Source organism: uncultured Treponema sp. (genome assembly GCF_945873775.1).
Classification (GTDB): domain Bacteria; phylum Spirochaetota; class Spirochaetia; order Treponematales; family Treponemataceae; genus Treponema_D.
In genome coordinates this window covers 23,010-32,321 of sequence record NZ_CAMCEC010000027.1, presented here as the reverse complement: position 1 = coordinate 32,321, position 9,312 = coordinate 23,010, and the positions used below count along the sequence as shown (strand labels likewise).

At 42.3% G+C, this 9,312-nt stretch carries 11 protein-coding genes; 10 read left to right on the top strand and 1 reads right to left on the bottom strand.

Features of this window, described 5'->3' with window-relative positions; translation table 11 throughout:
* The 3 genes from Q0N70_RS10940 to Q0N70_RS10930 form a co-directional block, all read left to right on the top strand.
* Positions 1–185, top strand: a 185-nt coding sequence (locus Q0N70_RS10940; RefSeq protein ID WP_294016681.1) for a hypothetical protein, incomplete at its 5' end; no start/stop codon positions are given.
* Between the two features lie 42 nt (positions 186–227).
* Positions 228–524: an SUMF1/EgtB/PvdO family nonheme iron enzyme gene (locus Q0N70_RS10935; RefSeq protein WP_294016679.1), complete on the top strand. Its 297-nt coding sequence runs from the start codon at positions 228–230 to the stop codon at positions 522–524.
* Positions 514–933 (top strand): SUMF1/EgtB/PvdO family nonheme iron enzyme, encoded by a 420-nt coding sequence (locus tag Q0N70_RS10930; protein WP_294016677.1) that lies wholly within the window; start codon positions 514–516, stop codon positions 931–933. Before Q0N70_RS10935 ends, Q0N70_RS10930 begins: the two co-directional genes overlap by 11 nt.
* Positions 934–1,157: 224 nt before the next feature.
* On the opposite strand, the gene Q0N70_RS10925 is transcribed toward Q0N70_RS10930, so the two are convergent.
* A complete protein-coding gene (locus tag Q0N70_RS10925; RefSeq protein WP_294016675.1) occupies positions 1,158–2,345 on the bottom strand; it encodes a HipA domain-containing protein in 1,188 nt (395 codons plus the stop codon).
* Between the two features lie 178 nt (positions 2,346–2,523).
* Here Q0N70_RS10925 and flgB point away from each other — a divergent pair, with 178 nt between their 5' ends.
* From flgB to Q0N70_RS10890, 7 genes are all read left to right on the top strand, one after another.
* Positions 2,524–2,943: a flagellar basal body rod protein FlgB gene (gene flgB, locus Q0N70_RS10920; protein WP_294016673.1), complete on the top strand. Its 420-nt coding sequence runs from the start codon at positions 2,524–2,526 to the stop codon at positions 2,941–2,943.
* A gap of 32 nt (positions 2,944–2,975) precedes the next feature.
* A complete protein-coding gene (flgC, locus tag Q0N70_RS10915; protein ID WP_294016671.1) occupies positions 2,976–3,437 on the top strand; it encodes a flagellar basal body rod protein FlgC in 462 nt (153 codons plus the stop codon).
* A gap of 29 nt (positions 3,438–3,466) precedes the next feature.
* Positions 3,467–3,817, top strand: a complete 351-nt coding sequence (fliE, locus tag Q0N70_RS10910) for a flagellar hook-basal body complex protein FliE (protein ID WP_294016670.1) — start codon at positions 3,467–3,469, stop codon at positions 3,815–3,817.
* A gap of 258 nt (positions 3,818–4,075) precedes the next feature.
* Positions 4,076–5,782 (top strand): flagellar basal-body MS-ring/collar protein FliF, encoded by a 1,707-nt coding sequence (fliF, locus tag Q0N70_RS10905; RefSeq protein ID WP_294016669.1) that lies wholly within the window; start codon positions 4,076–4,078, stop codon positions 5,780–5,782.
* A 3-nt stretch (positions 5,783–5,785) separates the two neighbouring features.
* Positions 5,786–6,844: a flagellar motor switch protein FliG gene (fliG, locus tag Q0N70_RS10900; protein WP_013701324.1), complete on the top strand. Its 1,059-nt coding sequence runs from the start codon at positions 5,786–5,788 to the stop codon at positions 6,842–6,844.
* A 20-nt stretch (positions 6,845–6,864) separates the two neighbouring features.
* Positions 6,865–7,797, top strand: coding sequence for a flagellar assembly protein FliH (fliH, locus tag Q0N70_RS10895; protein ID WP_294016668.1), 933 nt, complete (start codon positions 6,865–6,867; stop codon positions 7,795–7,797).
* Positions 7,798–7,951: 154 nt separating this feature from the next.
* A complete protein-coding gene (locus tag Q0N70_RS10890) occupies positions 7,952–9,301 on the top strand; it encodes a FliI/YscN family ATPase (protein WP_294016666.1) in 1,350 nt (449 codons plus the stop codon).
* The last annotated feature ends 11 nt before the right edge of the window (positions 9,302–9,312 follow it).

The following is a 9,312-nucleotide window of genomic DNA, read 5'->3' as shown; positions in this document are numbered from 1 at the left end:
TCGATTGCTCGATTGCTCGATTGCTCGATTGCTCGATTGCTCGATTGCTCGATTGCTCGATTGGGAGATTTGAGAATTCAGATTATTCAACAGGGAGAGCAGTGATTATGAAATTGAAATTTATTTTTATTGCTTTAATGTCTGCACTGCTGTCATCTGTAGTGGCTGCGGAAGACAACTTTTAGAAACTTCTTGAAAAGTACAAAAATGTTACTGCAGAAAGCCTTTTGGCTGAAAAAGAAAAGAAACAGATATTAAACAATACTTTTCTTGATGACACAATGATTGCAGTTTCTGGAAAAAGTTACAGCATACTAAAAACTGAAGTTACACAAGAATTCTATGAATTGGTAATGGGCGAGAATCTTGGCAATCTCAAAGGAGAAAAAAATCTTCCTGTAGAAAATATAAGTTGGTATGACGCTATTGTGTTCTGTAACAAATTAAGTGTGATGGCTGGATTTGCTCCAGTATATTCTGTTTTATATAAAACAGACGTTTTGGAATGGGAGTATGTTCCTTAATGAAGGCAACAGTGTTTCTGGGATAATTGAATTCAACGAGAATGCCAACGGCTACCGTCTGCCAACAGTGGAAGAATGGCAGTATGCGGCAAAAGGCGGACAGGAATTCAGGTACAGCGGAAGCGATAATTTGGATGAAGTGGGCTGGTATTACGACAACAGCGGAAGTAAGACACATCCAGTAGCGCAGAAAAAGCCGAACGATTACGGACTTTACGACATGAGCGGTAACGTAGGGGAATGGTGCTGGGATTCCTACACCAACGGTAGCAGCAAGTGCAGCTATTACTGCTGCGGCAGCTGGTGCCACAACACCGACCGCTGCGGGGTGGACTACAAGAACTGGAGCGGCGCCCGTAACACCTGCTACGACCTTGGCTTCCGCATTGTCCGCTCAACAGGCAAGTAATGGCGGGCAGGCGGTGTTGTAAAAAAAGACAGATTCCCGCATCGAGTGCGGGAATGACATATAGCCAATAGCAGGAATGACAAATCGTTTTGTCATTATCCTGCTTGACTGGATAATCTTGTTTGGATTTGTTGCAGTGAGTCCGGCAATGACATATAAGCAATAGCAGAAATGACATATAAGCAAAGTTGGCGATAACAAATGACTACTAGAGAAGCTTCATGCTAATTATCAAAAAGCATTTTTGTTTCAGCTATCCTTGAATCCAGCGTTTTGCACAAGATTTCCGCGCGTTCCGGCTCGATGTATGGATTTTGCGATATGAGCTTTCCGAAGAATTCTGAAACGCCGTCGAGCCTCTCAAAGTCCAAATCCGAGCAGTATTCCATGAACGGAATTTTTTTCATCTGTTCTTTCTGGTTTGAGGCGAACGGCTTTGCCTTTATTTTTGAAGATTCTTGCAAGTATGGATTTCTTAATGAGAATACACTTTCGCTATGGAAAAATGAAGTTCCGCTGTCGAATACAGGTGCAAGCCCGAGCCATTCAAGGGTGTCAGGATTCCTTAAAAATCCGAAGTTGTTGTAGTGCCTGTCGGTGTTGGCGATTATAAAGTCAACTGTTAGCATATTGCAGATTCCTTTCTTTAATTTTTCCGTATTCTTGAATCCAAGTTCCGTACAGCAGTTTATGAGATGGTTGAAATTTGAAGTGTTGTTGTCCTTTTTTAAAGTGTTCACAATGTGCCGGGCTGGAACAAGTTCTGTCTGCGGCGACACAAAGTCAGGACATGACGAGTAGAAAGTTCCATCGGTTTTTATGATTTTATATTCAACGTGTTCTATTCCGAGCTTTTTGCAAATTTCAGAAGTCAAGACTTCGTTGAACGGTTCCTGATAATACGGTGCGCTTCCAGCCTTTAAAAGAATTCTTTCACCGTTGTTTATAATCCATTTTTTTTTGAGCCAGCCGTCAGATGTGTTGTCCGGGGAAACAAGATTCAGTTTTTCGGTGCTGTCTGAATTCAGAACGCCGAAGAGGGCTTTTCCTACGTCATCTGAAAAACTGTTCTGAAAGAAATTCACATCTTTCCAGGACAAGTTGCTTGTTAAAGGTTTTGCCCAATAATGGTCAGAAAGGCTTAGACCGTAGCTTTTTTCTATAAGATAATCCGTGGTGATGTTTCCGAGCTGCTCAAGGGCAGTGTCAAGATTCTGGCGGCTCGCAGGAATTGAGCGGCCTTTCCACCAGGAGCGGAACTGGCTTTTTAATGTTTTTCCTTTTTCATTGTCTTGCGATATTCCGACTGGAAGATGTTCCTTGCAGATTATTTCAGAAACTTCGGAGATTTCTTCATCCTCGGTTGAGAATCTTAAAACCGGAATATCTTTGTGGCAAAGTATGTAGTTCATTATTCTTCCTTGTTAGCTACAATATATTGCAAAAACAATTTAATTTACAAGGTCTTTTTCCGATTCAAGAATTCTTATGACATTCGAACTGCGCGGAAATGACTGTTGAATTTCCATTTTAATAAAAACCATACATTTATAGTATAAACTTTTTTTCTGGAATGCCGATGAACAGAGTATGAACAGTTTTTCAAATTCTGTAGATTTGCTTCACCGCGCTCTTGATGTTGAAAGCCTCCGCTATCAGGTTACTGCAAATAATATTGCAAACAGCGAAGTTGCGAATTTCAAGAGGCAGTCCGTAAACTTTGAAAGCGAACTGAAAAAAGCCTTCATTAGCCGCGATAACGAGCACAGCTCTTTCCGCATGGCGACAAATGACGCGCGCCATATTCAGAGCGAAGTTCCGCGCGACTGGCGTGATGTTGAGCCTAGACGTGTTTCCGACTACACGACTGCTTCAAAAGCCAACGGAAACAATGTTGATGCAGAGCAGGAAGCAATGAATGTTGTTCAGATTCAGATGCAGTATCGCCTTTTGACTCAGCTTATGAATTTTGAGTTTTCACAGGTCAAGACGGCCATGAAGTCAATATAGTTTATTTTTACTATTGAGTTTTGGAGAAAAGTATGGGATTATTTACAAGCATAAACATAGCGGCAACAGGAATGAGCGTGGAGCGTCTGCGCACTGATGTCATTTCAAACAATATTGCGAATGCAACAACAACACGTACTCAGGAAGGCGGAGCTTACCGAAAGCAGAGCGTGATTGTTGAGCCTATTTCTTCTTCAAATCCTCAGTGGAGATTTCCTTTTGTGGATTCAGAGCTGGACAACGGACCTGGAAAAGGCGTTCGTGTGCGTGAAATCGTAAAAGACAGCGAGCAGGGAAGAATGGTTTATGATCCAAGCCACCCGGATGCAATTCAGTCTGGACCGAACAAAGGCTACGTTGAATATCCTAACGTGAATATTGTAAACGAAATGGTGAACATGATAAGCGCGAACCGTGCTTACGAAGCCAACAGTTCTGTTATTCAGGGCAGCAAGGAAATGTTTGCCTCTGCTTTGGAAATTGGAAACCGCTAGTTGCAGCTAATAAGTAAACGGGAGGAACTATGAATCTTTCTTTTGGCTCTATGGAGCTTAACAGGTCGAATGCGTCTCATCTTGGGACTTCAGCCATCGGAAACGTCAGCAAGGCTTTAAATGGAAATGGAACAGCTTCTGTTGACGGAGCTGAAAAGAAAGAGTCGTTTAGAACTTACCTTCTTGAAGCTGTAAACGAAATGAACAGCCAGCAGCTTAATGTTTCAGCCCTTCAGGAAAAAGTCATAACAGATCCGGACAGCGTTGACATTCATGACGTTACAACTGCCATGGCAAAAGCCCAGATGTCGCTGGATCTTGCGCAGAATGTAATTGACCGTCTTGTAAAAGGCTGGAATGAGCTTTCGCAGAACAGATAGCGTTCTGGTTTGCTAAAAAGTTTTATTGTCAAATTCGGGAATTTGTGTTATACTGTCCTATCTTTTTATGCGAGTGGGACAGCGTAAAATAGAAATAAGGGGTTTTCTAAAAGCTCACTTTACAGTTCGCTTTTAGAAAACCTGCGAGTTTTAATTCGCTGTAATAGCATCGATAAAACATCGCATTATTAGAGTTGCCTATAAAAACTGAGATTTTTATAGGCTTCCATAAAATGAGTTCGTTCATGGGAGGGGAATATGAACGAATGGTTCAAGAAAAATTTAGAAACCATTAAAGAAAAATGGGCGAAGTGGACAACTCTCCAAAAAGCTATTGTGGCTGCCATCGTTGTGGTTGCTATAGCGGTGATTGTTCTTATGGCTTCTATGTCGTCTCGCCCTTCCACAGTGCGCCTTTTTAACGGTCCGGTAAATGATGAAAAAGAACGGGAGCTTATTCTTTCCCGCCTTGATCAGGACAATGTAAAGGCCTATGTTTCATCTGACAATTATATTTCTGTTGAAAACAGCGATATAGCAAAAAAATACAGAAGCCGTCTCATTGCTGAAGGCTATGCTCCGTCGAGCCTTGATGCCTACAGCCTTTTTGATGTTACCCGTTGGTCAAGAACAGACTTTGATGACAAGGTGAACTGGCAGCGCGCAACAGAAACAGCTTTAAAGCAGCAGCTTGAGTCTTTGGACGGAATCCAGCGCGCAGAAGTAAATCTTGTTCTCCCAGATGAATCTTTATTCACAGAAAATCAGAATCCAACATCTGCAAGCATTGTTTTGTTTGCTAAAGGAAACAGCGATGTTCTTACGGATAAGCGCAAAATCCGTGGAATTCAAAATCTTATAAAAGCCAGCGTAGAAGGTCTGCGCGATGAAAATATTGTAATCAACGACGGCGCTTCAAATGTTCAGATAAATGACTTTGAAGGCATGGCGGAAAGCGACCGCATTTCAAATATAGAAAAACAGCGCAAGCTTATTCTTAAGCAGGAAACTACATATACAGGACTTGTCCTTGCAGCATTGAAGGGAACATTCTCTGATAACCGTGTAAGAGTTGCGAACATCAAGATTGACATGAATATGTCTGAGCGCACAACTACTTCAAGAGAATACGGCGGAATTACAATCCGTCCGGATAACCCGAACACTCCTTATGATGACTCTGAAATTGTAAACAGCCTTACTTTGTCGGAAGAAACTGTAAACAAGTCATTTACAGGAACCGGCTACAATCCTGAAGGTCCTGCTGGCGTTGAAGGTCAGAATCCTCCAGTTTACAGCGATATGTCAAATGTTGTTGGTAAATCCACAGAAGAAGGCATAAAACGCAACTATGCGCTGAACGAAAAAAATGTTTCTGAAATTACAAGTCCGCAGATTGACCGCATTACAGTTTCTGTAAACATTGACGGCCAGTGGCGTAAAGTTTATGATGAAAATAACCGTCCTATTCTTGAAAACGGACATTTAAAGCGCGAGTACATTCCTATTACTCCAGAGCAGCTTGCAAATACAACAAAACTTGTTCAGGATGCTGTAGGCTATAGCAGAGCCCGCGGAGACAGCGTTACAGTTACAAATATTCCTTTTGACAGGACAGAAGAGCAGGAAAAAGAAGATTTGGCATATATTGCGCAGCTTAACAGAAACCGCACAATTATGTTCAGCCTGATTGGAATTGCTATAATTCTTATTGCGTTCATTGCGTTCCGTATTATCAGCAGAGAAATTGAACGCCGCCGCCGTCTTGCAGAGGAAGCTAGAATTCGTCAGCAGGAAGAAGAAAGACAGAGAGCGCTTCTTGAAGCCCAGCAGCAGGGAATGGAAGTTACAATGTCTGTTGAAGAGCGCAAGCGGGCAGAGCTTCAGGAAAATGCGATTGCAATGGCAAAAGAGCATCCAGAAGATGTTGCAATGCTTATCCGCACTTGGCTTATGGAGGAATAGTTTATGGCAGAAGAACTTGTTGACGGCAAAAAAAGCAAGAAAAAGGGCGGAATCAAGGATTATAAGAATCTTACCGGCCGCCAAAAAGCCGCTATTTTCCTCGTTGCAATCGGAAGCGATGTAGCCTCTGATGTAATGAAGCACTTGCGCGAAGATGAAGTTGAAACTCTTACTTTTGAAATTGCGCGCCTTGATACAATTGACGCAGACTTTAAAGATCAGGTTCTTGAAGAATTTCAGGAGCTTATGCAGGCGCAGAATTTTATTACCACTGGCGGTATTGATTTTGCCCGTGAGCTTCTTGAAAAATCTTTGGGAAGCCAAAAAGCTATTGATATTATCAACAGGCTTACAAGCTCTTTGCAGGTTCGTCCGTTTGATTTTATCCGCCGAACAGATCCAGCTCATCTTTTGAACTTTGTTCAGCAGGAATATCCGCAGACAATTTCGCTTATTCTTGCGTACCTTGAGCCTCAAAAGGCTGCTACAATTCTTCAGAATCTTCCAGCGGAAATTCAGCCGGAAGTTTCAAAGCGTCTTGCCACAATGGACCGCACAAGCCCGGAAGTTCTGCGCGAAGTTGAACGTGTTCTTGAAAAGAAACTTTCAACTCTTTCCAGCGAAGACTACACGGCTGCCGGTGGTGTTGACTCGATCGTTGAAATTCTTAACCTTGTTGACCGTTCTTCTGAAAAGGCGATTATTGAAACTCTTGAAGAAGATGATCCAGAGCTTGCGGAAGAAATCAAGAAGAGAATGTTTGTTTTCGAAGATATTGTTATGCTTGATGACCGCGCGATTCAGAAAGTTCTCCGTGAAGTTGATACGCAGGAGCTTGCAAAGGCTTTGAAATCAGTTGATACAGAAGTTCAGGACAAGATTTTCCGCAATATGTCAAAGCGTGCCGCTTCAATGCTTAAAGAAGACATGGAATACATGGGACCTGTCCGCTTGAAAGATGTTGAAGAAAGCCAGCAGAAGATTGTTAGCGTAATCCGCCGTCTTGAAGATTCTGGTGAAATTGTTATTGCTCGTTCTAGCGATGATGAAATGGTAGTCTGATTTGACTGGAGGCATTTAGCATGGCACAAACTGTATTCAGACCGGCAGAAGTAAACAACACAAAGGGCGAAGTTGTCCTTCAGTTTACAAAAAATTTTGCGCCCCCTGTAGAAGAAAAAGTTGAGGAAGTTCCTGAATATACAGGTCCTACAGCAGACGACTTGCGCAAGGAAGCGGAGGCTTTTAAGCTTCAGTGGGAAGATGAAAAGGCCAAGATGCTTGCAAAGGCTCAGGCTGATGCGGATCAGATTGTAAAAAATGCGGAAGATGCCGCGTTTGCACAGGTAAAGCATCAAAGCGATCAGGCTGCCGTAATAAAATCCCAGGCGCAAAAAGAAGCGCAGGATATTGTTGAAAAAGCAAAGGCAGAAGCGCAGGATATTATTTCCAACGCAAAAATAGAAGAGAAATCCATTTTTGAAAAATCAAAGAACGATGGATTTAAAGCTGGACATGAGGAAGGCTATAAGGCTGGAAATGAAGAAGCCCAGCGTCTTGTTGAGCGCATTCATAAAATGATTGAAGCTGTTCAGGCAAAAAGGCAGGAAATTCTTGACAATACAGAGCAGCAGATTGTGAACCTTGTAATTTTAATAGCGCGCAAAGTTGTTAAGATTATGAGCGAAAATCAAAAGAGCGTTATAATGTCGAATGTTCTTCAGGCTTTGAAAAAAGTAAAAGGCTCTGGGGACGTAACATTGCGCGTAAATCTTGCCGATGTAAAGCTTACAACCGAGCATATAAAAGACTTTATCCGTCAGGTTGAAAATATAAAGAATATTTCTGTTGTTGAAGACAGTTCTGTTGAAAAAGGCGGCTGTATTGTTGAAACAGACTTCGGCGCAATTGACGCGCGCATTTCAAGCCAGCTGAATGAACTTGAAACTCAGATTTTGAATATTTCGCCAATAAAAACTGTGGGCAAGTCAGAAGTTATAAATCCCGACAGTTGATTCATTTGTTTATTTTATTTGTTATTGCCGGAGTTTATCCGGCAATATATTTTTGTGCTTGATAAAAGAAAAGTTCTTTTGTCAAGTATGAAAGTGGCAGTTTTTTTGCAAAGTCTGCAAGTTGCTGTTTGCAGCTGCTGTGGGATAATTTAAAATGGAAAATTTTTTTGATAAATACATTCATAGCATAGAACGAATTGAACCCATAAAATATACCGGCTCTGTCATAGGCGTAAAAGGTCTTATGATAGAAAGCAAAGGTCCTCGCTCTGTAATTGGCGAAATCTGCACAATTCACATTCCAAGCATTCAAAGTTCTGTTCTTGCAGAAGTTGTTGGGCTTGAAGGTTCTTCTGTACGTCTTATGGCTTACGGAGAAACCAAGGGAATTGAAGTTGGCTGTGAAGTTGTTGCTTCCGGGCACGTTTTGGAAGTTCCTGTAGGACCATCTCTTTTGGGGCGCGTAATAGATGCAACTGGAAAGCCCTATGACGGAAAAGGCGAAATTTTCCCAGAAGCATATTATCCGGCTCTTGCATCTCCTCCGAACCCAATGGAACGCAAGCCGATTGACAAGCGCATTGTAACTGGAGTTCGTGCCATTGACGGAATCCTTACAGTTGGAAAAGGCCAGCGTCTTGGAATTTTTGCAGGCTCTGGAGTTGGAAAGTCAACGCTTCTTTCAATGATTGCGCGGAATACAAATGCTGATATAAACGTAATCGGTCTTATTGGAGAGCGTGGACGCGAAGTTATGGATTTTATAAAGCGCGACTTGGGAGAAGAAGGACTTAAACGTTCTGTTCTTGTTGTTGCAACTAGCGATCAGCCTTCCATTTCAAGATTGAGAGCCGCTTATGTTACAACTGCCATAGCTGAATATTTCCGCGACCAAGGGAAGGACGTTATGCTGATGTTTGACAGCGTAACTCGTTTTGCCCATGCGCAAAGAGAAATTGGTCTTGCAACCGGCGAGCCTCCTGCGCAAAGAGGTTATCCTCCGAGCGTTTTTGATATGCTGCCTAAGCTTCTTGAGCGAACTGGAACAAATGACAAAGGAAGCATTACCGCCTTTTATACAGTCCTTGTTGACGGCGATGATATGGATGAGCCTATTGCTGATAAAGTGCGCGGAACTTTAGACGGACATATTGTTTTGCAGCGTTCCCTTGCGGCTCGTCAGCATTATCCTGCAATCGATATGCTTACAAGCATCAGCCGTCTTTCAAAGCGTGTTTCTGGAACTTGCACAAAAAAAGCAGTGCAGCGTGTGCGCCGTTGGATTTCTGTTTATTCAGAGCAGGAAGAAATGATAAACGCTGGTGTTTACCAAAAAGGCTCTTCCCCGGAAATTGACGAAGCCATTGACCATCATCAGGCTGTTGAAGAATTTTTGTGCCAGGAAGAAAACTGCCATCTTACAATTGAAGACACGCTGAAATCTCTTTCAGAACTAAGCGGAATTGAAATTCCTGAAGCCGAATATTCAGAATCTCCTGCTTGATTTTTTTTGCT